The organism is Oceaniradius stylonematis (assembly GCF_965223445.1).
Classification (GTDB): Bacteria; Pseudomonadota; Alphaproteobacteria; order Rhizobiales; family Rhizobiaceae; genus Roseitalea; species Roseitalea stylonematis.
The window spans coordinates 1,124,979-1,150,680 of record NZ_OZ244994.1 but is presented as its reverse complement, the minus strand read 5'-3'; the positions used below and the strand labels follow the sequence as shown (position 1 = coordinate 1,150,680).

General features: G+C 65.3%; 22 protein-coding genes. 12 read left to right on the top strand and 10 right to left on the bottom strand.

Annotated elements, in window-relative coordinates:
• Window position 1: 1 nt before the first annotated feature.
• Window positions 2-1,996: a pyruvate dehydrogenase (acetyl-transferring) E1 component subunit alpha gene (gene pdhA, locus ACOQOU_RS05710; protein WP_306025132.1), complete on the bottom strand. Its 1,995-nt coding sequence runs from the start codon at window positions 1,994-1,996 to the stop codon at window positions 2-4.
• The gene (acsA, locus tag ACOQOU_RS05705; protein WP_306025133.1) at window positions 1,993-3,735 is read right to left on the bottom strand and encodes an acetate--CoA ligase; all 1,743 of its coding nucleotides are present in this window, start codon (window positions 3,733-3,735) and stop codon (window positions 1,993-1,995) included. Before acsA ends, pdhA begins: the two co-directional genes overlap by 4 nt.
• Before the next feature lie 47 nt (window positions 3,736-3,782).
• Here acsA and ACOQOU_RS05700 point away from each other — a divergent pair, with 47 nt between their 5' ends.
• A complete protein-coding gene (locus ACOQOU_RS05700; RefSeq protein ID WP_306025134.1) occupies window positions 3,783-4,577 on the top strand; it encodes a phosphoribosyltransferase in 795 nt (264 codons plus the stop codon).
• Window positions 4,578-4,718: 141 nt separating this feature from the next.
• On the opposite strand, the gene ACOQOU_RS05695 is transcribed toward ACOQOU_RS05700, so the two are convergent.
• From ACOQOU_RS05695 to ACOQOU_RS05675, 5 genes are all read right to left on the bottom strand, one after another.
• A complete protein-coding gene (locus tag ACOQOU_RS05695) occupies window positions 4,719-5,924 on the bottom strand; it encodes a mandelate racemase/muconate lactonizing enzyme family protein (RefSeq protein WP_306025135.1) in 1,206 nt (401 codons plus the stop codon).
• A gap of 1 nt (window position 5,925) precedes the next feature.
• The gene (locus tag ACOQOU_RS05690) at window positions 5,926-7,242 is read right to left on the bottom strand and encodes a TRAP transporter large permease (protein WP_109767472.1); all 1,317 of its coding nucleotides are present in this window, start codon (window positions 7,240-7,242) and stop codon (window positions 5,926-5,928) included.
• Window positions 7,242-7,790 carry a TRAP transporter small permease subunit gene (locus ACOQOU_RS05685; protein WP_109767574.1) on the bottom strand — a complete coding sequence of 183 codons (549 nt, stop codon included), beginning with the start codon at window positions 7,788-7,790 and terminating at the stop codon, window positions 7,242-7,244. Before ACOQOU_RS05685 ends, ACOQOU_RS05690 begins: the two co-directional genes overlap by 1 nt.
• Window positions 7,791-7,855: 65 nt before the next feature.
• Complete coding sequence (locus ACOQOU_RS05680; protein ID WP_306025136.1) at window positions 7,856-8,878, bottom strand: TRAP transporter substrate-binding protein; 1,023 nt, start codon at window positions 8,876-8,878, stop codon at window positions 7,856-7,858.
• 5 nt (window positions 8,879-8,883) lie between these two features.
• On the bottom strand, window positions 8,884-9,459 hold the full coding sequence (locus ACOQOU_RS05675; protein ID WP_245412934.1) for a gluconokinase: 576 nt from the start codon (window positions 9,457-9,459) through the stop codon (window positions 8,884-8,886).
• Between the two features lie 108 nt (window positions 9,460-9,567).
• On the opposite strand from ACOQOU_RS05675, the gene ACOQOU_RS05670 reads away from it, so the two are divergent.
• The gene (locus ACOQOU_RS05670) at window positions 9,568-10,635 is read left to right on the top strand and encodes a LacI family DNA-binding transcriptional regulator (RefSeq protein ID WP_306025137.1); all 1,068 of its coding nucleotides are present in this window, start codon (window positions 9,568-9,570) and stop codon (window positions 10,633-10,635) included.
• A 229-nt stretch (window positions 10,636-10,864) separates the two neighbouring features.
• On the opposite strand, the gene ACOQOU_RS05665 is transcribed toward ACOQOU_RS05670, so the two are convergent.
• Window positions 10,865-11,812 (bottom strand): AraC family transcriptional regulator, encoded by a 948-nt coding sequence (locus tag ACOQOU_RS05665; RefSeq protein WP_196780402.1) that lies wholly within the window; start codon window positions 11,810-11,812, stop codon window positions 10,865-10,867.
• Window positions 11,813-11,982: 170 nt separating this feature from the next.
• Between ACOQOU_RS05665 and ACOQOU_RS05660 the strand changes: the two genes are divergently transcribed.
• From ACOQOU_RS05660 to kynU, 5 genes are all read left to right on the top strand, one after another.
• Window positions 11,983-12,423 carry a cupin domain-containing protein gene (locus ACOQOU_RS05660; RefSeq protein WP_109767573.1) on the top strand — a complete coding sequence of 147 codons (441 nt, stop codon included), beginning with the start codon at window positions 11,983-11,985 and terminating at the stop codon, window positions 12,421-12,423.
• Window positions 12,424-12,439: 16 nt separating this feature from the next.
• Window positions 12,440-13,927, top strand: coding sequence for a flavin-containing monooxygenase (locus ACOQOU_RS05655; RefSeq protein ID WP_306025138.1), 1,488 nt, complete (start codon window positions 12,440-12,442; stop codon window positions 13,925-13,927).
• A gap of 7 nt (window positions 13,928-13,934) precedes the next feature.
• Window positions 13,935-14,738, top strand: coding sequence for an alpha/beta hydrolase (locus ACOQOU_RS05650; RefSeq protein ID WP_306025139.1), 804 nt, complete (start codon window positions 13,935-13,937; stop codon window positions 14,736-14,738).
• Window positions 14,739-14,903: 165 nt separating this feature from the next.
• A complete protein-coding gene (locus tag ACOQOU_RS05645; protein ID WP_420578878.1) occupies window positions 14,904-15,680 on the top strand; it encodes a tryptophan 2,3-dioxygenase in 777 nt (258 codons plus the stop codon).
• 26 nt (window positions 15,681-15,706) lie between these two features.
• Window positions 15,707-16,897: a kynureninase gene (kynU, locus tag ACOQOU_RS05640; RefSeq protein WP_306025140.1), complete on the top strand. Its 1,191-nt coding sequence runs from the start codon at window positions 15,707-15,709 to the stop codon at window positions 16,895-16,897.
• Window positions 16,898-16,903: 6 nt separating this feature from the next.
• On the opposite strand, the gene ACOQOU_RS05635 is transcribed toward kynU, so the two are convergent.
• Together ACOQOU_RS05635 and ACOQOU_RS05630 are read right to left on the bottom strand one after the other, a co-directional pair.
• Window positions 16,904-18,865, bottom strand: coding sequence for a 3-hydroxyacyl-CoA dehydrogenase NAD-binding domain-containing protein (locus tag ACOQOU_RS05635; RefSeq protein ID WP_306025141.1), 1,962 nt, complete (start codon window positions 18,863-18,865; stop codon window positions 16,904-16,906).
• A 3-nt stretch (window positions 18,866-18,868) separates the two neighbouring features.
• Entirely contained in the window at window positions 18,869-20,101 is a 1,233-nt protein-coding gene (locus ACOQOU_RS05630; protein WP_306025142.1) for an acyl-CoA dehydrogenase, read from the bottom strand.
• A 129-nt stretch (window positions 20,102-20,230) separates the two neighbouring features.
• Here ACOQOU_RS05630 and ACOQOU_RS05625 point away from each other — a divergent pair, with 129 nt between their 5' ends.
• The 5 genes from ACOQOU_RS05625 to ACOQOU_RS05605 are packed head-to-tail and all read left to right on the top strand — an operon-like array spanning window position 20,231 to window position 25,694.
• Window positions 20,231-22,525 carry a bifunctional salicylyl-CoA 5-hydroxylase/oxidoreductase gene (locus tag ACOQOU_RS05625; protein ID WP_306025143.1) on the top strand — a complete coding sequence of 765 codons (2,295 nt, stop codon included), beginning with the start codon at window positions 20,231-20,233 and terminating at the stop codon, window positions 22,523-22,525.
• A complete protein-coding gene (locus ACOQOU_RS05620; protein ID WP_109767460.1) occupies window positions 22,522-23,277 on the top strand; it encodes an SDR family NAD(P)-dependent oxidoreductase in 756 nt (251 codons plus the stop codon). The genes ACOQOU_RS05625 and ACOQOU_RS05620 overlap by 4 nt, the downstream gene beginning before the upstream one ends.
• Window positions 23,277-23,747: a MarR family winged helix-turn-helix transcriptional regulator gene (locus ACOQOU_RS05615; RefSeq protein WP_245412933.1), complete on the top strand. Its 471-nt coding sequence runs from the start codon at window positions 23,277-23,279 to the stop codon at window positions 23,745-23,747. The genes ACOQOU_RS05620 and ACOQOU_RS05615 overlap by 1 nt, the downstream gene beginning before the upstream one ends.
• A 4-nt stretch (window positions 23,748-23,751) precedes the next feature.
• A complete protein-coding gene (locus ACOQOU_RS05610) occupies window positions 23,752-24,552 on the top strand; it encodes an enoyl-CoA hydratase family protein (protein ID WP_306025144.1) in 801 nt (266 codons plus the stop codon).
• The gene (locus tag ACOQOU_RS05605) at window positions 24,552-25,694 is read left to right on the top strand and encodes an acyl-CoA dehydrogenase family protein (RefSeq protein WP_306025145.1); all 1,143 of its coding nucleotides are present in this window, start codon (window positions 24,552-24,554) and stop codon (window positions 25,692-25,694) included. Before ACOQOU_RS05610 ends, ACOQOU_RS05605 begins: the two co-directional genes overlap by 1 nt.
• The last annotated feature ends 8 nt before the right edge of the window (window positions 25,695-25,702 follow it).

The window sequence follows — 25,702 nt, the reverse complement described above, 5'->3', positions numbered from 1 at the left end:
CTCAGCGCCCCATCACGGCCCTGGCGCCGGCGACGATGCTCTCGACATGCGGGATCGCGGCGTCCTCGAGGTGCTTGGGATAGGGGATCGGGACTTCGGCAGAGCAGACGCGGCCGACCGGTGCATCGAGGTTCCAGAATCCCTGTTCCATGATCCGCGCCGACACTTCGGCCGCCAGCGACCCGGTCCGCCAGCCCTCGTCGACGATCAATGCGCGCCGCGTGCGCGCAACGGACGCCATGATCGTCTCGTCGTCCAGTGGCCGCAACGCCCGCAGATCGACGACCTCGGCCTCGATTCCCTCGCCAGCCAGTTGGTCTGCCGCCTCCATCACCTTGTACAGCGAGCCGCCATAGGTGATCAGCGAGATATCGGTGCCGGGACGCCGGACCGCAGCGCCGGTGATCGGCACCGCGCCCGCATTGATGTCGATCGTGCCGGTTTGGTTGTAGAGCATGACGTTTTCGAAGATTAGCACCGGGTCGGGGTCTTCGAGCGCCGTCCAGAGCATGCCGCGCGCGTCCTCAATCGTTGCCGGCGCGAGCACCTTGAGGCCGGGAATGTGGGCATACCAGCCCTCGAGCGAATGAGAGTGCTGGGCGGCAAGCTGCTTGCCGGCACCGGTCGCCATGCGGATTACCAGCGGCACGCCGAACGCATTGCCCGACATGTGGCGCATGGTCGCCGCCGTGTTGAGGATCTGGTCGAGCGCCAACAGGCTGAAATTGACGGTCATCAGTTCTACGATCGGCCGCATGCCGGCGGCTGCCGCGCCGATGCCGGCGCCGGTGAAACCGGATTCGGAAAGCGGCGTGTCGCGGATGCGGTCCTCGCCCAGTTCCGCCATCAGCCCCTTTGTCACGGCGTAGCAGCCGCCATAGGCGCCGACATCCTCACCCATCAGGAACACGCGATCGTCGCGCTCGATCGCTTCCCGGATCGCCCGTTTGACCGCCTCCCTGTAGCTGATCTCCTCGGTCTCGCCTGACGGCTTGGCGGGCACGGGCGGTGGCGGCTGTTCGCCGAGCACATGCTTTTCCAGATCCTCGACCGGCTCCCACGTCCCGGCTTCCGCAAAGGCCACCGCTTCGGCGATCTCCGCGTCGGCCCGGGTCTCGATGGCGGCCACGTCGGCTTCATCGACAAGACCGTTCTCCAACAGCCAGCCTTTGAAGCGGACGATCGGTCCCTTGCCGCGCCATTGCTCCACCTCGTCCTTGTCCCGATAGAGCTGGGCATCGAACATGGAATGGGCGCGGAAGCGGTAGGTCCGGCATTCAAGGAAGACCGGCCCGCCCGTCTCGCGAATCCTCTGAATGCCACGCCGCGCCGCTGCCTCGACGGCGACGACATCCATTCCGTCGACCACCTCGGCATGCATGCCGTAGACGGCGGCCTTCTTGTGGATGTCGGTCTCCGCCTCCGTGCGGGCCAGCGCCGAGCCCATCGCATAACCGTTGTTCTCGCACACGAAAAGGACGGGCAGGCTCCAGAGTTTGCACAGGTTCAGCGTTTCGTGGAATTCGCCCTCGGCCACCGCGCCCTCACCGAAGAAGCAGGCGGTGACGCTGTCGGTGGCCTGCATCCTGTCGGCCAGCGCCAACCCGCCGGCGAGCGGCAGACCGCCGCCGACGATCGCGTTGCCGCCATAGAAGTTGGTCGCCGAATCGAACAGGTGCATCGAGCCGCCGCGGCCCCCCGAACAGCCCTCGGCCTTGCCGTACATCTCGGCCATGACGGCGGTCATCGGGACGCCGCGCACCAGCGCATGTCCATGCTCACGATATGTGGCGACGATCCGGTCGGCGGGCGTGAGCACCGGGATCACGCCCGATGCGATCGCCTCCTCGCCGTCGTAAAGGTGCAGGAAGCCGCGGATCTTCTGCTGCGTGTAGAGCTCGGCGCACTTGTCCTCGAAGCGGCGGATACGGATCATGCTTTCGAGCAGCGAGAGCATGTGCGCATGGTCGAGGCGCGGCTTGTCGATCACACTCATGTCTCGTCGGTCTCCAGTGTGGAAATGTCGCCCTCCGGCAGGCCCAGTTCGCGCGCCTTGAGCAGGCGGCGCATGATCTTGCCGGAGCGCGTCTTGGGAAGGGTCTTGCGGAAGACGATCTGGCGTGGCGCGACGGCCGGGCCCAGCCTCTTGCGGGCATGGCCGCGCACGTCGCGTTCGAGGTCTTCCGACGCCTCGTACCCCGCATTGAGCGTCACGTACGCCTTGACGATCTCGCCGGCGGTCTCGTCGGGAATGCCGATGACGCCCGCTTCGGCGATCGCGTCATGTTCGATCAGGGCGCTTTCGACCTCGAACGGACCGATCAGATGGCCGGACGACTTGATCAGATCGTCGGCGCGGCCGACGAACCAGAAATAGCCATCGGCGTCCTGCATGGCGAGGTCGCCGGACAGATACCAGCCGCCGACGAAACACTTGTCGTAGCGCGCCTGCTCATGAAGATAGGTCCGCATCATCGACGGCCAGCCGGGTCTGAGCGCCAGTTCGCCGATCTCGCCGGCCTTGCACTGGTGCAGCGTGCCGTCCTCGCGTTCGACAATGGCCGCTTCGATCCCCGGCAGCGGCTTGCCCATCGAGCCGGGATGCACGTCCATCGCCCTGGTGTTGGCGATCATGATGCCGCCGGTCTCGGTCTGCCACCAATTGTCGTGGAACGGCCGGCCGAAGACCTGATGGCTCCAGGTGACCGCTTCGGGGTTGAGCGGCTCGCCGACACTGGCGAGAAACTTCAGCGATGAAAAGTCGAACGCCGCCGCCGCCCCGGCACCGGCACGCATCATCATGCGGATCGCGGTCGGCGCCGAGTACCAGACCTCGACCTTTTCCCGTTCGATGATCCCATACCAGCGTTCGACGTCGAATTCGGCCTCGTCGACGATCATCGTGACGCGATTCACCAATGGCGCGATGATGCCGTAGGACGTCCCGGTCACCCAGCCCGGATCGGCCGTGCACCAGTAGATCGTGCCCGGCGTCAATTCGAGCGCGTTGCGCCCCGAATAGGCGTGATAGAGCACCGCCTGGTGCACATGGACGGCGCCCTTGGGCTTGCCCGTGGTGCCGGAGGTGAAGTGGATCAGCGCCCTGTCTTCGGGCTCCGTTTGAGCGACCTCGAACGCCTCCGATGCGGCGGCCAGTGCCGGCGCCAGCGCGACGCACCTCTCGGGCGCCTCGTCGCCTGCGATGAGCACGAGCTTCAGCGAGGGGATTTCGTCGCGCCAGGCAGCGATCTTGCGCCGGTAGATCGATGCCGTCGTCAGCAGGACGTTTGCCTCGCCGATCTCCATTCGGGTCCGGATCGGCTCCGGGCCGAACGCGGAAAACAGCGGTGTGAAGACAAGACCGGCCTTGAGCGTGCCGATGGCGGCGCCATAGAGCTCCGGCGTCCGGCCCATGAGTGCGAACAGCCTGTCGCCCTGCGTCAGCCCATGGGCCGCCAGCACATTGGCGAAGCGCGACGACAGGTCTGCCATGTCCGCATAGGTCAGTTCGCGGCGGGTGTCGTCCTTGCCGATCCAGCGGACGGCGACTTCGCTGCCATGGCCTTGCGCGACATGCCGGTCGACCGCCTCATAGCCGATGTTCAGCGCGCCGCCCGGCAGCCCCGTCAGCAGCGCCCGCGCCTCCTGCCAGTCGAAGCACGCCCGCGCCGTGTCGGGATCTGCCAAGGCGGCAGCCGCCCGATCCGCATCATCCTTGCGGATGATCGACTCCATTGGACTGTCCTCCCGATGTCCTCGATTGCGTGATGAAAGCCTAGCGAATGCCACGCGCGGTGGCGTTGATCGAAGTTAAGGCGCCGATGCCCGCGTCCGGGCATGGTCTTGCCATGTGGTTGTTCGAAGATCGGCAGGATGCGGGTCAGCAGTTGGCGCAGCGTCTGGCTGCGTTCGACCTCGGCGATGCGGTGGTCGTGGCGCTGCCGCGCGGCGGCTTGCCCATCGCCGCTCCGATTGCCGCGCGTTTCCGCCTTCCGATCGATGTGCTGCTGATCCGCAAGGTCGGCGTGCCGGGTCAACGCGAACTCGCCGTGGGCGCTGTCTCGGACGGCCAGGACATGCAGATCACCGTCAACCAAGACATTGCCGACAGTCTGAAACTGTCGCACGAGGATATCGTTGCGCTGGCCAGGCGGGAACTGCCGGAGCTCGAGCGTCGCCGGAACCTATATTTCGGTGATCTTGCGCCCGAACCGCTGGCGGGCCGGACGGCCATCGTGGTCGATGACGGGGTGGCAACCGGGGCGACCGCCCGCGCGGCGCTTCGCCTGGTCCGGCAGCGGCAGCCCAAACAGATCATTGTCGCCTTGCCTGTTGCCCCCGCATCCAGCCTCGCCGAACTGGGCGCAGAGGCCGACGCCATTGTCTGCCTCCATCAGCCCGAGCCGTTCTTGTCCGTGGGCAGCCATTATCGCGACTTCGGCCAGGTCGGCGATCGGGAGGTGACAGATCTCCTGCACCGTCATCGCCTGGCGCTCACGGCCGATCCCGATGATGGTCGGGAAGACCATGGCGATCGTGCCAAAGCGGCTTTCGGTAAGGGAAGGGCACGAACCTGAAGCCAAGTGCACCGACAGCGATGACACCGACAGCGATGGCATTGCCGAGACGCCGGGTCGAAGCGCCAGCGGCGACCCGCATACCGCCGGTGTGCCGTGCCGATCCTGCCCGACGCCGAAACACCGAGGCCATGCGCGGCTTCAAATGTCGGACCGGCTGCTGATGCGCACCGTCGCGTCGGCGCGGCGCCACAGCCCTTCATCGAGTGTGATGCCGTGGCCGGGTGCATCTTTCAGTTCGATCATGCCATCGGTGACGTCTGGCAGACCTTGGGCAAGCTCCCGGTACCAGCCGGTATAGAAGGCGCGCACGCTTTCCTGGATCAGCGCGTTCTTCAGATGCATGGAGAGGTGACAGGATGCGGCATAGACGACCGGGCCGGTGCAATCGTGCGGCGCGACCGGCACCTTGTAGGCCTCGGCCATGCCGGCGATCTTGCGCGCCTCAGTCACCCCGCCGCACCATGACAGGTCGAGCATGACGACGCCTGCGACGCCCGTCTGAAGATAATCGCGGAACGCGGGCGTTCCGTTGAGCGTCTCGGAGGCACAAATCCACGTCTGGCAGGCCTGCGCGTAGTCCTTGAGATCGCCCGGCGTGTCGAGCCGAAACGGGTCTTCATGCCAGTAGGTGTTGAAGGGTGCGAGTTCGCGCGCGAGCCTTTTCGCCATGGGCAGCGACCAGAGCGAATGGAACTCGACCATGACGTTCATCGCATCGCCGACCGCTTCGCGGATCTGCTCGAACGGACGGAGCGCGGTGCGCAATTCGTCGGGCGTGATATCGAGCCCGCCCGAGCGCTCTGCGGCGATGTCGAACGGCCAGATCTTCATCGCCGTGATGCCCTGCGCCAGAAGCGATCGGGCCAGCGCGCCCGCATCGGTGAGAAAGGCGTCCAGATCCTCGTAGGGGCCTTCCGCATCGCCCGTATGCCAGTTGTCGACAGTCTGACCGCGCCGGTCGCGCACATATTTGTAGCCCGCGCAGGTGTTGTAGGTACGGATGCGGTCCCGCGACCGCCCGCCGAGCGCGTCCGCGAGCGGCATGGCATGCGCCTTGGCGAACAGATCCCACAGCGCGATGTCCAGCGCCGAATAGGCCCGCGTTTCAACGCCTGCGCCGCGCCAGCCGATATAGTCGGACAGCTCATTGACGCGGGCCTGCAGGTGCAGCGGGTTCTTGCCGATCAGGCGCGGCGCGCACCAGTCATGGATGTATGCCTCGACCGCCGAGGCGCCGAAGAAGGTCTCTCCCAGCCCGCTGAGACCTTCGTCGGTCCCGATCTGCACCCAGACCAGGTTCGGGAATTCGTCGAGCCGCAGCGTCCTTACTTCGGTGATCTTCATGCTACCGCCCGGTGATGCCGGGGAAGGCGATCAGCACGGCAAGCGCCAGCACTTGCAGGCAGATGAACGGCAGCAGCGAGCGGAAGATCGTCGCCAGCGAGATGTCCGGCGGCGCAACGCTCTTGAGATAGAAGGCGGCCGGTCCGAACGGCGGCGACAGGAAGGAGACCTGCATGTTCATGCAGAACAGGACGCCGAACCAGACCGGATCATAGCCGAGCTGCGTGATGATCGGCACGAAGATGGGCATGGTCAGAAGCGCGATGCCGACCCAGTCGAGGAACATGCCCAGGACGAACAGGATCAGCATCATGAACAGCAGGATGATCAGCGGGTTCTCGGAGATGCCGGTGATCAGCTGGGAGACGAAATTGATGCCGCCCATCAGGTTGAACACACCGACCAGGGCCGAAGCACCGATGCCGATCCAGACGATCATGCCGACGGTGCGCAGGGTCTGGAGGGCGGCGCCCTTGAGCAGTTCTAGCGTGAACTCGCCGCGGATGACGGTGGACAGCAGGACGCCCGCCACGCCAACCGCCGACGCCTCGGTCACGCTGGCGATGCCGCCATAGATCGAGCCCAGGACGCCGGCGACGACCAGCAGCGGCAGGATCAGCCCCTTGAGCAGGCGCAGTTTTTCGCTCATCGGCACGTCCGGGCCTTCGGGGATCGGCGCGATCTCGGGGTTCAGATAGGCGCGGATCAGGATATAGGCGATGTAGAAGCCGGCAAGCATCAGGCCCGGGATGAAGGCGGCCGTGAACAGATCGCCCACCGAGACGTTCGCCGTCAGACCATAGATGATCAGGACAATCGAAGGGGGCACCATGGTGCCGAGGGCGCCGCCGGCGCAGACGACGCCGATCGCCAGATGCTTGTCATAGCCAAGCCGCAGCATCTGCGGCAGCGCGACAAGCCCCAGCAGCACCACCTCGCCGCCGATGATGCCGCTCATCGCCGCAAGGATCACCGCGACGAAGATGGTCTGGATCGCCACGCCGCCGCGCAGCCGGCCGCCGACGAGCTTCATCGCGTCGAACAGATCGCGTGCGATGCCCGAACGGTCGAGGATCGCCGCCATCAGAACGAACATCGGCACCGAGACGAACACGAAGGACGAGACGAACGAATAGACGCGGCTGGTGATCAGCGGGACGGCCATCGGGCCGAACCAGCCCAGCGCGAAGATCAGCGCGACCAGCAATGTCACATAGGCCAGCGGGATGCCGGTGACGAGAAGCCCCAGCAACATGGCGAACATCAGGAGCGTGCCACCCTCGATGCCCAGGGCCTGGAAGGAACCGAACAATTCCATCACTTCCGGCCCCGAGCATAGTTCCATGCGAGGATGATGAACTGCACCGCCATCACCGTGAGGACGATCAGAAGGAAGACCTTCAGCAGACCGGGATAGACCGGGTCCCAGGCGCTGCCGGTGCGTTCGAGCCGGAACGTGCCGTCCGGCCGGAACGCGGCGCGCTGTACCATCAGCCAGGCGGCCCAGGCGAACATGGCGCTGGCGGCGGCGCAGATGATCGAGATGATCGTGTCGAAGATGCGTTTGATGCGGCGCGGAATAGCGTCGTAGATCAGCACGACGCGGATGTGCCGGTCCTGGGCGCAGCAGTATAGCCCCCCATAGACGAAGGCGATGCCGCACAGGAAGATCACCGTCTCATGCGCCCAGATGGTCGGCGCGTTGAAGACATAGCGCAGGATCACCTCATTCATGAGGATGAGCACCGACAGGACGATGCCCGTGGCGAAGACCAGTCCGCCCCGGTCGATCCAGCGCCCGAGCCAGCCAGCCTCGGGGATCGATCCGGCGGGCCGCTCGACCGGCGTGTGCTCAGGTGTTTCCATGGTGATCCCCTCCCAGAGAAAACCGGGCGGCAAGCCGCCCGGTCATGCACATGACGGCTCTCGCCTCAGTTCATCATGCCGTTTTCTTTGAGGTATCCGGTCAGGACTTCGTAGACCCGCTGGGCGTTCTCGGAGCGCGCGGCCACCTTGGCCCACTCGCCGGTCGCGATCGTGCGGAACTTGGCGCGCTCCTCGGCCGGCCAGTCATGAACGGTCACCTCGCCGCCGGCCTTTGCCGCCGCGACAGCTTCCTCATCCTTGGCGGCGAGAGCGGCGACCTGCGACAGGGCGAACTCGGCGACGCTCTCCTCAAGCGCAGCTTGCATGTCTTCGGGCAGAGCATCCCACTTGGCCTTGTTCATCGAGATTTCGACGAGCGGCATGGAGTGGAAGCCGGGATAGACCGGGTTGGGCGCAACGTCGTGCATGCCCTGGGCCTGGTTGGTGGAAAACACCGAATAGTCGGCGGCATCGATCACGCCCTTGTCCAGCGAGGTGAACACTTCCGAACCGGGCAGGTTCACCGGTGCGGCACCGGCTGCGGCGAACACCTGCTGCACGAGCCCTTCGGGCGCACGCATCTTCAGGCCCTGAAGGTCGTCGACGCCGGTGAGCGGCACCTTCGAGACGAACGCCTCAAGACCCGGCGTGGTCGCTCCGATGAAGCGCAGTCCGTAGGGCTCGAGCAACTCGTTCATCAGCTCCTTGCCGCCGCCATCGCTCATGAAGTCGAACATTTCCTGCGGCGCCGACCATGCGCCCACGGGGTTGGCGATCAGACCGAAGGCCGGATCCTTGCCGGCGAAATAGGACGTATCGGTCACGTGGCCGTCGAGAATGCCGGCAGCGATGGCGTCCTGGGTTTCATTGTGCGCGACGATGGATTCCACGGGCAGAAGCTCGATCGCCAGCCGGCCGCCGGTCTTTTCGCTGACGCTCTCGGCCCAGCCCTGCTGCAGGATGAAGTTGGGGTTGCCGGCCGGATCGGACGACTGGAACTTCAGCGTCATCTCCTGCGCATGGGCCGAGATGCCGAGCGCGGCGCCGACCAATGAGGCGAGAGCCAATTTGGTGAGTGTCTTGAACATGCGGATTACCTCCCTTGCATGTGCTGGCGGATGACGTTCGACGTTGCGCCGCCGTCATCCTGTTTGAAGTTTGCCACCGCTTGGGCGGCCATGAAGTCCAGCACCGTCTCGCAAACAGAGGCGAGCGGCGCCCGGACGTCAAGCGTGATCCCGGCCTCGTCGGGGCCGAGCGGTTCGAGCGTCGCAAGCTGGCTGTCCAGAAGTTCGGCACCCGCGAAATGGCCCCGGCGCGCGGCCAGCCGCTCGGCGATCACCTGGCGCGGTGCGGTCAGGTGGACGAACAGGACCGATCCCAACACATGCCGCAGCCGGTCGCGATATTGGCGCTTGAGCGCCGAGCAGGCGACGATGGTTGGCCGTTCGGCCTGCCGCGCCGCCTCGCCGACACGGTCCAGCCACGGCATTCTTGCATCGTCCGTCAAGGCGTCGCCGGCGGCCATGCGTGCCTTGGCATGTGCCGTGTGGTGGTCGTCCGCCTCGACGAAACCGCCTCCCATTCGGCGCGCCGCTTCGGCCGCAACGGCGCTTTTGCCGACACCGCACGGACCCATCACCACCGCTACCAGGTTGGTCGTCGCCACTTGCAATATCGAAATCCTCCATGCCATCAATGTGAATGATAGCGCTAACATTTGTCAACTTGGAAAATTCCGTTATCGTCACGATGGGCGTCCATCAAGGGAAAACCGATGAAAAACAGGGGCAGAAGCGGCGTCACGCTCGCCGACGTTGCACGCGAAGCTGGTGTTAGCGCTATGACCGTCTCCCGGGCCCTACGCAATCCCGACCGCGTGTCGGCCAGGTCCCGCGATGCCATCCAGGCCGTCATCGAACGGCTGGGCTATGTGCCCGATCCGGCGGCGCGCGCGCTTGCCGCCGGGCGCACCAACGTGATCGGCGTGATCGTGCCTTCGGTGACCAACAACGTCTTCGCCGATGTCATGCGCGGCATCTACGATGCGGCGGAAGGCACGCCCTGGCAGGTGCAACTGGGCAATTCGCGCTATTCGCCGATCGCCGAGGAAGACCTCGTGCGGACGTTCCTCAGCCAGAAGCCGGCCGGCCTGATCATATCGGGCATAGACCAGTCCGAGGCGACGGCCGGACTGCTGCGTTCGGCGCCATGCCGCATCGTGCAGATCATGGAAACCGGGCCGGACCCGTTCGACATGATGGTCGGTTTTTCACACCGCGAGGCCGCCGGGGCCGCCACGCGACACCTGTTGGACGCGGGCTATCGCAGGATCGGCTTTCTGGGCGCCCGGCTCGATCCCAGGACGCAGCGCCGCCTGGAAGGCTTCAGGGTGTGTCTGTCGCCCGCCGGACTGCTGGATGACGCCCGCATCGTGACCACCCCGCAGCCTTCATCGGTCACGCTTGGCGGACACCTGATGGCCGATCTGCTGTCCACGGCGCCCGACACCGATGCCGTTTTCTGCAACAATGACGATTTGGCCGTCGGGGCGCTGTTCGAATGCCAGCGACGGCGCATCGCCGTGCCCGGACAGATGGGGATTTGCGGCTTCAACGATCTTGAGATGATGGCAGCCGCACATCCTTCGATTACCAGCGTGCTCACCTTTCGCCACGAGATGGGGCGGCAGGCAATGTCATTGCTGGGTGCGGCCTTGCGCGGTGAAGAGACAAGCCAGCCGGTCGTCGATCTGGGTTTTGAAGTGGTGCCCCGGGCCACCACGGACCGAACGCTTCAACCGGGTCGGGCCGAAGGGGGCGGTGTTCGTGCCCGAGCGCCATGACCGGTTGCCGAGGCAGGCGGCCTGCGTGTTACGCCTGCATGCCGAGCGCTTGGCTGCGCCCGGATTTTCGTCACCGGCACAGTCGAGTGCCACGAATTCGGCCGGACTTTGCCGCTGGCGGCCGGATCGTGACCTTTGCGGGCAGGGCCGGCGCCGGAAACCGGCGCCGACAGCGCAGGCCTAATAGGGCCGGACCATGGCGTGCGGTCAAGAACGCCGATGCGATCAGTCAGCCCTGGCTGGGCAATTGGCCGAAACGGGCGCGGTAGTCGCGCGAAAAGCGCCCCAGATGGGAAAAGCCGCAGGCGAAAGCGGTTTCAGTGACGCTGTCGCGGTTCTGACGGGCCGACAGGTGATACCGTGCCGCATCGAGCCGGACGTCGCGCAGGTAGGAGATCGGCGACCGGCCGAATGCCCTTTTGAAACCGATCTGAAGGTTGCGCGGGTGCACGCCGGCCCTGGCCGCGATATCGTCAAGGCCGATCGGCTCGGCATAGTGGCTGTGGATGAACTCGACCGCCCGGCGCAGATGCACCGGCCGGGCCGCGCCGGTATCGGCCCGCACCATGTGCGACACGTTGCTGGGCTGCAGCGCCAGGAGTTGGCGCGCCAGTTCGCGCTCGGCCGCCATCTCGCGCAGTCCGGGTTTTCCGGTATAGAGCCGGCCCGCATCGACGGCCTGAGCCATGGTCAGCGCCAGCGCCCGGAGCCTGCGTCCCGGTCTGCCGCGCAGATCGACCGCCGGGTCGAACCGGACCGGGCCGGGCAGGGCGGCGCCGGCGGCGTCTTCCGCCACGCTGTGCAGAAACCGCTCTTCGATCTGAACCAGCAGCTTGCGGCAATCGGCACGCCATCGCATCCGCGTCGGGCGGTCCGGGTTGAGAATGGATGCCCTTTCCGGGCTGGCGCAGACCTCTTCGCCCCGATGGGCGATCAGTGCCTCGCCGGTTAGCGGAATCTGCAGCAGGTAGAAGTCACCCAGCATGCCGGGATCGATCGCAACGTCGCCGCCATAGCCGAGCACGTTCAGCGAGATGTGCTGGCCGCCGACATGATTGTGGCGCACCGACACGCTGTGGCCCGCGGTCAATGTCAGCCGGTGATCGCAGAATCGGCCGGCCACGGCATGGCGGGCGGCGTCAAGATCGTTGGTGCGCAAAACCCCGTGCGCAGCCAACAGTCCGTCCGACCCGGTCGTTTGCTCCATGGACCGAGACTAGCGTGGGGCCGATTTATTTCAAGCTCAAAATATCGATACACGAATTGGATTCGCAATCTGGATAAGCCGACGCGCCGAACCGGTGCATGGTGATCGATGCCAATGCGACATGTTCGAGGGAGGAAACCATGGAACAGGGCATCACACCGGCGTCGGACGGTCTTGACGGCACGAGCTGGAACGTCGTCGGCCACACCTATACGCCCAAGCTGCACAGCCCCAATGCGTTTTTGTGGCACGCCGCCATTCCCGAAGGCACGTTCGTTCCGCCGCATGTCCATCCGACGCAGGACGAGTGGATCATCATGCTCGAGGGTGCGCTCGAGGTGGAATTCGGCGGCGATGTCCACAAGGCGGGCCCCGGCGACACGATCCGCATGCCAAAAGGCGTCGCGCACGGCATTTTCAACCGCTCGGGTGCCGCCGCCACCTGCGTTTTCGGCGTGGCGCCGGCGCGCAAGCTGTTCGATCTTTTCGTCGCGCTCGACGGCGTGACCGATCCTGAGGAACTGGTGCGGCTTTCGGCGCTGCACGAGGTCGACTTCCTGCCGCCGCCGGATGCGGCCTGAGCGGCGAGGACACATCATGGTCAAGCGGAAGAAGGTTGCCGTCATTGGCGGCGGGGTCAGTGGTCTTGCAGCCGCCAAGGCATTCGACGAAAAGGGTCACCGGGTCTGCGGGTTCGAACGCAGCCACGATTTCGGCGGTGTGTGGGAACTGTCGCGCTCCTATCCGGACGTGCAGACCCAATCGCCAAAGGACCTCTACTGTTTCACCGATCATCCCATGCCGGATGATTATCCCGAATGGCCAAAGGGCCCGCAGGTGCACGCCTATCTGCATTCCTATGCCGACAAGCACCGGCTCGGCCGGCTGTTCTGTCTAAACACGGCGGTCGCCTCGATGGATCGCCGTGCGGATGGCGAGCCCGGCTGGACGCTGACACTTGAGGCCGGCAATCAGCGCTGGACCGAGGATTTCGACTTCGTCGCCATCTGCACCGGCCAGTTTTCGGAAAAGAACATCATCAGCCATCCGGGGCAGGAGGATTTCATCGCCCAGGGCGGGCAGGTGTTGCATTCGTCCGAATATACCGATCCCGCCGTCTGTGCGGGCAAGAACGTGGTCATTCTGGGCGGCTCGAAATCGGCGACCGATATCGCGGTCAATGCGGTGAAAAGCGGCGCCAAATCCGTCACGCTCGTCTATCTCGAAAATGTCTGGCGGATCCCGTATTTCGTCGGCGGCATCAACTTCAAGCGGCTGCTCTACATGCGGGCGCAGGAAATGCAGTTCAACGCATGGGGCAGGGGTGCTGTCGCGCGCACCCTTGCGGCGATCACAAAGCCGCTTGTCTGGGCCAATTTCCGCGGACTGGAAACGCTGCTCAAGCTGCAGCTGGGCCTGAAGAAGCACAACATGGTCCCCGACGTTCCTATCGAAAAGGACATTTCCTGTTCGATCCCGATCGTCACGCCGGGGCTGTTCGAATATCTGAACGAGGGCAAGATCAAGCCGGTGATCGGCACCTTCGACCGCTATGAGGGCAGCCGGCTGCATCTGACCAATGGCGAAACCGTCGATTGCGACGTTGCGATCCTGGCCGTCGGCTGGAAGCTGGGCGTGCCCTATTTGCCGCAGGAATACCGCGACAAGCTGATCGAGCAGGACGGCCAGTATCGCGTTTATCGCCTGGCGGTGAACCCGGACCTGCCCGACATGGGGTTTGTCGGCTTCAACTCCAGCTTCTGCACCGTGCTTTCGGCCGAGATCATCGCCAACTGGCTGGTGCGCTATGCCGACGGCAAGCTTGCCAACCAGCCCAGCCGCGCCGAGATGGAGGCCAATATCGGCGACATGCTCGACTGGAAGCGCAATGAGCGGCCGGCAGCGAAAATCTATGGCGGGCTCTGCTCGGCGCCGTTCCATTTCAAGCATTTCGACGAGCTGATGCAGGACATGGGCGCGCGGCAGTGGAAGCGGTCCAATCCGCTGGTCGAAAATTTCAGCTATCCCGACGCGCGCGCCTACGGCACATTCCTGTCAACGACACCGGATTATCAGGCGGGGTGATGCCGACATGAAAGACTGGGACGATGCGTTCGCCAACATGGCCCACGTGCCGGGCTCCGGCGAACTTCCGGGCCGGTGGGCGGCCGATGCCGCCGCCTATCGCGCCGGCGGGGTGAAGGTGGAGGCCGACATCGCCTATGGCGATGCCCCACGTGAACGTCTGGACATCGTCTGGCCGGACGAAACGCCGAAAGGGCTCGCCGTCTTCGTCCATGGCGGCTACTGGATGCGGTTGTCGAAATCGGACTGGACGCACTATGCCGAAGGCGCACGCGCCAGGGGATGGGCGGTGGCGCTGCCCAGCTACACGCTGACGCCGGAGGCGCGCATCGCCGCGATCACCGCGCAGATCGGCCGCGCGCTGGCGGTCGCCGCCGACCGTGTCGCCGGTCCCATCCGCCTGTCGGGCCATTCGGCGGGCGGACATCTGGTCACCCGCATGATCTGCGACGACACGCCCTTGCCGCCGGACGTTCTGGCGCGCATCGATCACACGCTGTCGATCAGCGGGCTGCACGATCTGCGGCCGTTGATGCACACGGCCATGAACGACACGCTGCAACTGGACGCGGCGGAAGCGGCGGCGGAAAGCGCCGTTCTGCACCGGCCGGCCGGCGAGCCGCGCGTCACCGCATGGGTCGGCGGTGGCGAGCGCCCGGAATTCATCCGTCAGGCGCGCATTCTGGCCACCGTCTGGGAGGGGCTCGATGCGCAAACCGCGTGCCTGATCGATGGCGATCACAACCATTTCACCGTGATCGAAGGGCTGCGGGCCCCCGACAGCGCGATCACGCGCATGTTTATCGGGTAGTTTGTCGGCTAGGCCGGTTCATATAGGGTTCGACGGCACCGCATTTGTTTGGTTGGTGCCGGGCACCGGCATGTTGCGCTTGGCACCAAGAGATGGGGAGGTCGCATTTTGACCGAGGCCTACGATCCGACCGATGAAGGCGCCAAGACGTCGTTTGCCGCGGATATGAGCTATGGCGATTATCTGTCGCTCGATCCGATCCTGACCGCGCAAAGCCCGCTGTCCGATGCCCATGACGAGATGCTGTTCATCATTCAGCATCAGACCTCGGAACTCTGGATGCGGCTGGCGCTGCACGAATTGAACGCGGCGCGCGATGCGCTGGCCAAGGGCGACTTCCAGCCCGTCTTCAAGATGCTGACGCGCGTTGCCCGCATCTTCGAGCAGTTGAACGGCGCCTGGGACGTTTTGCGCACGATGACGCCGAGCGAGTACACCGCGTTCCGCGAGGACCTCGGCGCATCGTCCGGGTTCCAGTCGCATCAATACCGCCTGATCGAATTCGTGCTCGGCAACCGCAATCCGGCGATGATGAAGGTGCATGAACACCGGCCCGAACTGCATGCCAGGCTGACCGCGGAACTGGCGCAAAAGTCGCTCTATCATGTCGCGCTCGACCAACTCTCCGCCCATCTGGAGCGGGATTTGCCGCCCGGCATCTATCGCATGGACGCGCCGCACCGGGCCGATGATGCCGTGATGGCGGCGTGGGCCGAGATCTACACCGATCCGCGCCGCCACTGGTCGCTTTACGAACTGGCGGAAAAGCTGGTCGATCTGGAAGACTATTTCCGGCGCTGGCGGTTCAACCATGTCACAACGGTCGAGCGGATCATCGGCTTCAAGCGCGGCACCGGCGGCACGTCCGGCGTGAAGTACCTGCGCCGGATGCTGGAGGTCGAACTGTTTCCCGAACTGTGGAACGTGAGGGGGCAATTGTGAGCGGAGCGACGAGCGTGCAAAGCGCGATGACAGCGCTTCCCGTCAAGCAGCGGTTCAACCTGCCCGACGGGATGATCTATCTTGACGGCAATTCGCTCGGCCCGCTGCCGCGCACGGTTCCCGATCGTCTTGCATCGATGGTCGGGCACGAATGGGGCGAACACCTGATCAAGGGCTGGAACGTCGATGACTGGATGGCGCAGCCGGTCGCGGTCGCCGACCGGATCGGCCGTCTGATCGGTGCGCCGGAAGGCACGGTGGTGCTCGGCGACACGCTGTCGATCAAGGTCCATCAGGCCTTGTCGGCGGCCCTTGCGATGCGGCCCGGCCGTCGTGTGATCCTGTCCGACAGCGGCAATTTCCCGACCGATCTCTATATGGCCGAGGGCCTGATCCGGCAGCTGGACAAGGGGCACGAACTGCGCGTTGTCGATCCCGAGGCGGTCGCTGGTGCCATCACCGAAGAGGTGGCGGCGGTGATGCTCACCCATGTCGATTACCGCACCGGGCGCATGCACGACATGGATGCGATCACCCGGCTTGCCCATGAGGCCGGCGCGGTGATGATCTGGGATCTCGCTCACAGTGCCGGCGCCGTGCCGGTCGACGTGACGGCCTGCGGGGCTGAATTTGCCGTCGGTTGCACCTACAAATATCTCAATGGCGGGCCCGGCGCGCCGGCCTTCATTCAGGTGCATCCGGACATTGTCGACGATGTCGAGCCGGCGTTGAGCGGCTGGCTGGGCCATGACGCGCCGTTCGCCTTCGAGCCGCACTATCGGCCGGCATCGGGCATCGAGCGGATGCGGGTGGGCACGCCGCCGATCATACAGATCGCCGCGCTCGACGAAGCGCTCAAGGTCTGGGACGATATCGACATGAACGATGTGCGCGCGGCGAGCATCGCGTTGTGCGAGACGTTCATCGCCGAGGTCGAGGCGCGCTGCCCGGACCTTGAGCTCGCCAGCCCGCGAGACGCTTCCATGCGCGGCAGCCAGGTCTCGTTTGCGTTCGAACACGGCTATGCGGCGATGCAGGCGCTGATCGCGCGCAATGTGATCGGCGACTTCCGGGCGCCGGGCATCATGCGGTTCGGCTTCACGCCGCTCTTTATCGACGAGGACGATGTGCGCGGCGCCGTCGATGTTCTGGCCGACGTTCTGGATCGGCGTCTGTGGGACGATCCGGCCTATCGGGCGCGCGGGCGGGTGACCTGACCTGCGCTAGGCGCGCTCCCCGGCGTCCTGCCGCGCCTTCATGAACATCGGCCCGCCGCGCCAGCGCGGAAACCCGTAGCCGCTGGTCATGACGACATCGATATCGCCCGGCCCGGACGCAATGCCTTCGTCGAGAACCTTTTGCGCCTCGCTCTGCATGGCGGACACGATGCGGTCCATGATCGCGTCGTCCGGCAGACTGGCGGGCTCGATGCCCTTGCGTGCGCGTTCGGCGTCGATCAGCGCGGTCACCTCGGGATCGGCAACCGGCTTTGCGTCTTCGTAGCGATACCAGCCGGCGCCGGTCTTGCGGCCGAAGCGGCCCTGTTCGCAGAGCCTGTCGGCGATCGCCACATAGCGTTCGTTTGGATCGCGGGTGGCGGCGCGCCGCTTGCGCATCGCCCAGGCAATGTCGAGGCCGGCCAGATCCTGCATCTCGAAGACGCCCATGGGAAAGCCGAAGTCGCGCATGGAGCGATCGACATCTGCGGGCAGTGCGCCGTCCTCGATCAGGTAATCGGCCTCCCGCCGATAGGCGGACATGATGCGGTTTGCGATAAAACCGTCGCAGACGCCCGACAGGACGGCGGTCTTCCCGAGGCGCTTTGCGAATGCCGCGGCGGTGGCCACGACATCGTCGGCGACGCGGTCCGGCACGACGATTTCCAGAAGCTTCATGATGTGGGCCGGCGAAAAGAAGTGCAGGCCGATCACGCGCGAGGGATCGGCGACGGTGGACGCGATGGCGTTGACGTCGAGATAGGAAGTGTTGGTCGCCAGGATCGCATCGGCCTTTGTGACTGTGTCGAGGGTGGCGAAGACGGCCTTCTTGACGTCCATCTCCTCGAAGATCGCCTCGATGACCAGATCGGCCCGCGACAGCGTGCCGTAGCCGTCATGGGCGGAGAAACGGTTGCCGATAGCGGCGCGCATCGTCTCATCGACGATGCCGCGCCTGGCGCTTTGATCGAGGATCGACGACACGCGTTCGTGTGCGGCCTGCGCGGCTTCGCCGTCGCGCTCGACCAGGATCACGGTCAGACCGGACAGAAGGCAGGCCGCAGCGATGCCTGCGCCCATGGTGCCGCCGCCGATCACGCCGACAGTGCCGAACGGGCGCGGCCTGCCCTTGCAGCGCGGATCGGACAGCGTCGCCCGTTCCGCCATGAAGATGTGCCGCAGCGCCGCCGACTGATCGGAGGCTTTCAATTCAAGGAAAGCATCGCGCTCGGAGGCCAGAGCCTCGTCGGCCGGCATTTCGAGAGCGCGTGCGACGGCGTGCACGGCCGCTTCAATCGATTGCTGTCCGCGCGCCTTGGCAATCAGCTTGGCCTTCTGGGCGGCGAAGGCGTCCGCATCCGCCGGGTGCCGGACCGGACGTTCAAGCGTTGGCGGCTCGTTGCCGGTCGTCGATCGCGCCATGTCCCGTGCGGCGGCCACAAGGTCGCCTTCGGCGACTTCATCAACCAGCCCGGCGCGATGCGCCTGCGCCGCGCCGACCGGCTTTCCGCCGGCGACCATCGTCAGCGCGGTCTCCGCGTCAACAAGGCGCGGCAACCGCACCGTGCCGCCGGCACCGGGGATCAGGCCGAGATTGACTTCCGGCAATCCCAGTTTTGCATCGGTCGCTATGACGCGTGCGCGGCAGGCCATGGCCAGTTCGAGCCCGCCGCCAAGCGCAGTGCCGTGGATTGCCGCCACCCAAGGCTTGGCTGCCGCCTCGATCGCGGCGACCACATCGGGCAGATGCGGTTCCCTCGGCGGCTGGCCGAACTCGCGGATATCGGCGCCGGCGACGAATGTCCGGCCCGTGCAGCGCAGGATGACGGTGCGGACGGCCGGGTCGGCGTCGCAGGTAGCAACGGCTTCCATCAACCCCTGGCGGACGGCGTGTGACGCCGCATTCACCGGCGGGTTGTCGATCGTGACGACGGCGCAATCGCCGTCCCGTTCAAGCGTGACGGCCATGGCTTACTGGAACGCCTGAAGGCCGGTCTGGCCGCGGCCGAGGATCAGCGCGTGCACGTCGTGCGTGCCCTCATAGGTGTTGACCGCCTCGAGGTTCATCACGTGCCGGATGACGCCATATTCGTCCGAAATGCCGTTGCCGCCATGCATGTCGCGCGCCTCGCGCGCGATCGCCAGCGCCCTGCCGCAATTGTTCCGCTTCATCAGGCTGATCAGTTCGGCTGAAGCCGTATGATCGTCGATCATCCGGCCCAGCCTGAGCGCGCCCAGAAGACCAAGGCTGATATCGGTCTGCATGTCGGCCAGCTTCTTCTGGATCAGCTGGGTGGCCGCAAGCGGCTTGCCGAACTGCTTGCGGTCCATCGTATAGTCGCGCGCCGCAAACCAGCAGGCTTCGGCGGCGCCCATCGCGCCCCAGGCGATGCCGTAGCGGGCGCGGTTGAGGCAGCCGAACGGGCCGGCCAGGCCCTCGGCGTGCGGCAGCAGATTGTCCTGGGGCACGAAGACCTCGTCCATCTGGATCATGCCGGTGGTCGAGGCGCGCAGGCTGAACTTGCCCTCGATCTTCGGTGTTTCCAGCCCGTCCATTCCGCGCTCAAGAATGAACCCCTTGATGGCGTTGTCATGGGCATCGGACTTGGCCCAGACGACAAAGACGTCGGCGATCGGGCTGTTGGTGATCCAGTTCTTGGCGCCCGACAACCGGTAGCCGCCATCGACCGGCCTGGCGCGGGTGATCATGCCGCCGGGGTCGGAACCGTGATCGGGCTCGGTCAGGCCGAAGCAGCCGACCCATTCGCCGCTTGCGAGCCTGGGCAGATATTTCAACCGCTGGGCTTCGGTGCCATAGGCGAAGATCGGGTGCATGACGAGGCTGGACTGGACCGACAGGGCCGAGCGGTAACCCGAATCGATGCGCTCGACCTCGCGGGCGACCAGGCCGTAGCCGACATAGTTGGCGCCGACGCCGCCATACTCCTCGGGGATGGTCGAGCCGAGCAGGCCCAACTCGCCCATTTCATTCATGATTTCGCGATGGAAGATTTCGTGCCGGTTGGCTTCGACGACGCGCGACGACAGCCGATCCTGACAATAGGCCGCGGCGCTGTCGCGGATCATCCGTTCCTCGTCGGTCAACTGGTCGTCGATGAGAAACGGGTCCTCCCAGTTCAGCCGTGCCGGGCGGGCGCGGGCGGTTTCGGGCGTCTGCCCCACATGCGTCGCTGCATCGGCCATCGGCGATCTCCCTTTGCTGCGGTGCGCGGAGGCTATCGTTCCGAGCGATATGTTTCAAGCAAGAAATTTTATGCTTGAAATAGATTGAACCTCGTGCCACGCTTCGATCCCAGAGGCAGGGAGAGGCAGATGCGCATTGCGTGCCTGGGAGGTGGGCCGGCCGGCCTTTATTTCGCGATCTCGATGAAGCTTCGCGATCCGTCGCACGACATCGTCGTCATCGAGCGCAACCGGCCGGACGACACGTTCGGATGGGGCGTGGTTCTGTCCGACGAGACGCTGGAGAATTTGGCCGACAACGACCCGGCCAGCGCCAGGGCAATCGGCGCGAACTTCGCCTATTGGGACGATATCGCGCTTCATTTCCAGGGGCGGCGGCTGGTCTCCACCGGGCACGGCTTTTGCGGCATCGGCCGCATGAAGCTGCTGGAGCTTCTGCAGGATCGCGCCCGCGAACTGGGCATCGAGATGCGCTTTGAGACCGAGATCGAGAGCGCCGAGGATTACCGGCGCGACTTCGATCTTGTCGTCGCCAGCGACGGGCTGAACTCCAAGACGCGGACGCTTTACGCCGACACGTTCGAGCCGGACATCGAGCAGCGGCTGTGCCAGTTCGTCTGGCTCGGCACGCGCCAGACCTTCGCCGACGCCTTCACCTTCATATTCGAGCAGACCGAACATGGCTGGGTCTGGGCCCACGCCTACCAGTTCGACGACGACACCGCGACGTTCATCGTCGAATGCGCGCAGGACACGTTCGACGCGTTCGGCTTCGGGGAGATGAGCCAAGAGGAGAGCATCGCCGTCTGCGAGGCGATCTTCAAGGATCATCTGGGCGGTCACAGTCTGATGACCAACGCCAACCACATTCGCGGTTCGGCCTGGCTGCGTTTTCCCCGGGTGCTGTGCGAAAAGTGGAGCCACGAGAACGTCGTTCTGCTGGGCGATGCGGCGGCGACCGCGCATTTCTCCATCGGGTCGGGCACCAAGCTGGCGTTCGAATCCGCCATCGCGCTCGCCGAATATCTGCACACCGAAGCCGATATGACGGCGGCGTTCGCCAAATATGAGGACGAACGGCGGCTGGAAGTGCTGCGGCTGCAATCGGCGGCGCGCAACTCGCTGGAATGGTTCGAGCATGTCGATCGCTATCTGCATCTCGATCCGGTGCAGTTCTACTATTCGATGCTGACCCGGTCGCAGCGGATCAGCCATGAAAATCTGCGCCTGCGCGATCCCGACTGGCTGCGCTCGGCGGAGAAATGGTTTCAGGAAAAGGCGGGCGTTGGCGCCAACGCGCCGGTGCGCGCGCCGATGTTCGCGCCGTTCAGGCTGCGCCGCATGGACCTCAAGAACCGCGTCGTCGTTTCGCCCATGGCCCAGTACAAGGCCGTCGACGGTTGTCCGACCGACTGGCATTTCGTCCATTACGCGGAGCGCGCCAAGGGCGGGGCGGGGCTCGTCTATACCGAGATGACCTGCGTCTCTCCCGAAGGGCGGATCACGCCCGGCTGCCCGGGACTTTACGCGCCCGACCATGAAGCCGCCTGGCGCCGGCTGACCGAGTTCGTTCACGCCGAGACCGACGCGAAAATCTGCTGCCAGATCGGCCATTCGGGCCGCAAGGGCTCGACCCAGCTTGGGTGGGAGGAAATGGACGCGCCGTTGCCCGACGGCAATTGGGAAACCGTCTCGGCGTCACCGATCCCGTGGTCGGACCGCAACCCGGCGCCGCGCGAGATGAGCCGGGCCGACATGGACATGGTGCGCGACCAGTTCGTCGCCGCGGCCGAAATGGCGGACCGGGCCGGCTTCGACATGATCGAGCTGCACGCGGCGCACGGCTATCTGGTCTCGTCCTTCATCTCGCCATTGTCCAACCGGCGCAGCGACGCGTATGGCGGCAGCCTCGAAAATCGCATGCGCTGGCCGCTGGAACTGTTCGCGGCGATGCGCGCGGCATGGCCCGCCGAAAAGCCGATGTCGGTGCGGATTTCCGCGCACGACTGGGTCGGCGAGGAAGGCGTGACGCCGGATGAAGCGGTCGAGATCGCGCGCATGTTCGAGCAGGCCGGCGCCGATATCATCGATGTTTCGGCCGGCCAGACCTCGACCGATGCCCGGCCGGTCTATGGCCGCATGTTCCAGACGCCGTTCTCCGACCGCATCCGCAACGAGACCGGTGTCGCCACCATGGCGGTCGGCAACATCTACGAAGCCGATCACGTCAATTCGATCCTGATGGCGGGACGCGCCGATCTGGTCTGCCTGGCACGGCCGCATCTGGCCGATCCCTACTGGACCGTTCACGCCGGCGCCGCGATCGGCGACCGCCACGAGAAATGGCCCGATCCCTATCTCGCCGGCCGCGACCAGCTTTGGCGGCTGGCCGACCGCGAGGCGGACATGGCGGTGCGCGTATGACGCTCGATGGCCGGCATGCGGTGATAACGGGCGGTGGCTCTGGCGTCGGGGCGGCGACCGCGCGCGCCTTCGCCGATGCCGGCGCGGTGGTCACCGTGATGGGCCGGCGCGAAGAGCCGCTGCGCGCGCAGGCCGAACATGAAAGGATCGGCTACCAGCTATGCGATGTCACCGACGCCGACGCGGTGACAAAGGCCTTCGAGGCTGCGCGGGACGCCTGCGGGCCGGTGTCGATCGTTGTCGCCAATGCCGGCGACGCCGCGTCCAAACCGTTCGCGGCGATGCAGGCGATCGATCTCGATGTCATGCTTGCGGTCAACGTCACGGGCGTCTTCAACGCCTACAAGGCCGCGCTTGCCGACATGCAGGCGCTTGGCTGGGGACGCATGATCGCCACCGCCTCCACAGCCGGGCTGAAGGGTTATGGCTATGTGTCGGGCTATTGCGCCGCCAAGCACGGCGTCGTCGGGCTGACGCGGGCGCTGGCGATCGAACTGGCGCGCACCGGCATCACCGTGAATGCCATCTGCCCCGGCTTCATCGAGACACCGCTTCTGGATCGGTCCATCGAAACGATCGTGGCGAAAACCGGCAAGAGCGCCGAAGAGGCCGCAAAATCGCTGCGTGCCGGCAACCCGCAGGGACGTTTCATCCAGCCCGACGAGGTGGCGCAGACCGCGCTGTGGCTGGCCAGCGACGCCGCCCGGTCCGTCAACGGCCACGCGCTGAGCATATCCGGGGGCGAGATATGATGCCCAAGACCCACCCGACCAGCGAACCGCTCTCCAAGCAGAGGCTGCGTCTGTGGCTGCGGTTTTTGAAGGCGCAAAGCTCGATCGAAGCCGAGATCCGGCGACGGCTGCGCGACCAATACGGGTCCACCCTGCCGCGTTTCGATGTCATGTCGGCGCTGGCCCGGTTTCCCGACGGTCTGAAGATGAGCGAAATCTCCGGCCTTCTGAAAGTGTCCAACGGCAATGTCACCGGCATCGTCGACCGTCTGACGCAGGACGGGCTGGCGCTTCGGGTTGCGGTGCCCGGCGACCGCCGGGCGCAACTGGTGCGGCTGACGCCGGCGGGCCAGTCGGCCTTCGCCGAACTGGCGCAAGCCCATGAGGCCTGGCTCGACGAGATGCTCGGCGGCCTGGGCCCGGACGAACTGGACGGCTTTGGCGAATTGCTCGACGGTGTGTCCGAACATCTTGGCGAAGGCGGAGACTAGGGTGATGCGCAGCGACACACGGCATTTCAAGTGCACGATCGACGGGCCGGTGGCACGCATCGCGCTGAACCGTCCCGAACGCAAGAACCCGCTGACCTTCGAGAGCTATGCGGAACTGCGCGACTGGTTCCGCGACCTTCACTATGATGACGAGGTGCACGCTGTCGTCTTCCTGCCCAATGGCGGCAATTTCAGCTCCGGAGGCGATGTGCACGACATTATCGGCCCGCTGACGCAGATGAGCATGAAGGAGCTTCTGGCCTTCACCCGGATGACGGGCGATCTGGTCAAGGCGATGATCCATTGCGGCAAGCCGATCATCGCCGCCGTCGAAGGGATTTGCGCGGGCGCCGGCGCGATCATCGCCATGGCGTCGGACCTGCGGGTTGCAACGCCGGACGCCAAGGTCGCCTTCCTGTTCAACCGGGTCGGCCTTGCCGGCTGCGACATGGGCGCCTGCGCCATGCTGCCGCGCATCATCGGGCAGGGCCGGGCCAATGAGCTTCTGTATCTGGGCCGGTCCATGAGTGCCGAAGAGGGCCATGCCTGGGGGTTTTTCAATCGCCTGTCGGACGCGGCCGAACTGGAATCGGTGGCCATGGAACTGGCCGAACGCATCTGTGCGGGGCCGACATTCGCCAATGCCATGACCAAGACGATGCTGGCGCAGGAATGGTCGATGTCCCTCGATCAGGCGATCGAAGCCGAAGCGCAGGCGCAGGCCATCTGCATGCAGGGCAACGACTTCCGCCGCGCCTATGAGGCGTTCGCGGCGAAGAAGAAACCGGTCTTCGAGGGCGATTGATGGCGGACCGGAGCTTCCTCGACTGGCCCTTTTTCGACGATCGGCATCGTGCGCTTGCGGACGAAATCGATGCGTGGGCGGTCGGGCATCTGGGCGGCGTCGATCATGCGGACGTGGATGCGGCCTGCCGCACACTGGTCTCGGATCTCGGCGCGGCCGGGTTCCTGGAGCACACCGGCGCAGAGGACGGCAAGCTCGATGTGAGGACGCTGTGCCTGATCCGTGAAACGCTGGCGCGCCATGAGGGGCTGGCCGATTTCGCGTTTGCCATGCAGGGGCTCGGTACCGGCGCCATCTCGCTGTTCGGGTCGTCCGACCAGAAAGCGCAATGGCTGCCGCTTTCCCGCTCGGGCAAGGCGATTGCCGCCTTCGCGCTCACCGAGCCGCAATCGGGCTCCGATGTCGCCAACAGCACGATGACCGCCACACGCGATGGCGACGCCTTCGTGCTCGATGGCGAAAAGACCTGGATCTCCAATGGCGGCATCGCCGACGTCTACACGGTCTTTGCGCGGACAGGCGAAGCGCCGGGCGCCAAGGGCCTTTCGGCGTTCATCGTTCCCGCCGGCATCGACGGTTTCGAGGTGACCGAACGGCTGGAGACGATCGCGCCCCATCCGCTGGCGACGTTGCGTTTTTCCGCCTGCAAGATCCCGGCTTCGTCGATGATCGGCAATCCCGGCGAGGGGTTCAGGATCGCCATGTCGGTGCTCGACATCTTCCGCCCGACCGTCGGCGCAGCCGCGCTCGGCTTCGCGCGCCGGGCGCTCGATGAGTCGATCGGCCGGGTTGCAAAACGTCATGTGCAGGGCGCGCCGCTGTCCGATCTGCAGATGGTCCAGGGCCATATCGCCGACATGGCGCTCGATGTGGATGCGGCGGCGCTTCTAATCTACCGCGCCGCGTGGACCAAGGACATGGGTGCGCCGCGCATCACCCGCGAGGCGGCGATGGCCAAGCTTTTCGCCACCGACCGGGCGCAAGAGGTGATCGACAAGGCCGTCCAGCTTCATGGCGCCGACGGCGTCCGGTCGGGCCATGCCGTCGAGACGCTCTACCGCGAAATCCGGGCACTGCGCATTTACGAGGGTGCATCGGACGTTCAGAAAGTCGTCATAGCCCGCCAGACGCTCGGCGGCTGAAAAAGGAG